Here is a 946-nt window from a genome sequence, read left to right as displayed (position 1 = left end):
CCACTGTACCAAAAACAATGAACTGTCCACAGTGTGGAGCTCCATCAGATTATCTGTACGCCAATAATGGTGATAAAGGGCAGTTTCAATGCAAGGTTTGTTCTTGCCTTTTCAGTGATAAGAATCGCTTTTCTAAAGAGGCCATTCTTAAGTGCCCTCACTGTGCAAAGACCCTTGATAAGATTAAAGAAAGAAAAGATTTCTCTGTCTACAAATGTAGAAATAATGACTGTTCTTATTATCGAAAGAAACTGAAGACCATGTCTAAAAAAGAGAAAAAGCGGTTTAAGAAAGATCCTCAAGCATTTAAATTGAGGTATATCTTTCGTCAGTTTCACATTGATTTTAGACCTTTATCTAAGAGATCATTCGAGTTACCAAAAGTCGATTTATCTAGGATTTATGCTTCGCCACACGTTTTGGGTCTGATCTTAACCTATCATGTGAATTATGGGCTTTCAGCCCGTAAGACAGCAGCCATTATGCAAGATGTCCATGGTGTTGCAATTTCCCACCAAACCATTTTGAATTACGAAAACAGTGTGGCTCTATTGCTTAAACCGTATGTGGATCATTATCCCTATGAGCTTTCTGATCAATTCTGTGGCGATGAAACCTATATCCGAGTCAATGGAAAGTGGCACTATTTATTTTTCTTTTTTGATGCAGTAAAGAAGATCATTCTCTCTTATCCAGTGTCTCCAAATCGCGACACGGTAACGGCTATTCGTGCCATTGATGAAGTGTTAGTTAAAATGCAAGATATCCCTAAAGATCTTACCTTCGTAGTGGATGGAAATCCCATCTATCTTTTAGCTCAACACTTTTTTGCCCAGAACGACATCAAATTTGATGTGAAACAAGTGATTGGGCTTACCAATGAGGATCCTATTTCAACTGAATACAGACCGCTAAAACAAATCATCGAGAGATTGAATCGTACTTT

1 protein-coding gene is annotated in these 946 nt (G+C 37.9%); it reads left to right on the top strand.

The window, feature by feature from the left end; translation table 11 throughout:
- The coding region (locus tag BN1243_RS00050; RefSeq protein WP_062104228.1) for a DDE-type integrase/transposase/recombinase at positions 1-946 on the top strand (946 nt) is incomplete at both ends.

Source organism: Bacillus niameyensis (assembly GCF_001375535.1).
GTDB classification, from domain to species: Bacteria; Bacillota; Bacilli; order Bacillales; family Bacillaceae_C; genus Lederbergia; species Lederbergia niameyensis.
Note: the sequence above shows the minus strand (reverse complement) of the source record. Positions and strands in the feature narration are given on the sequence as shown.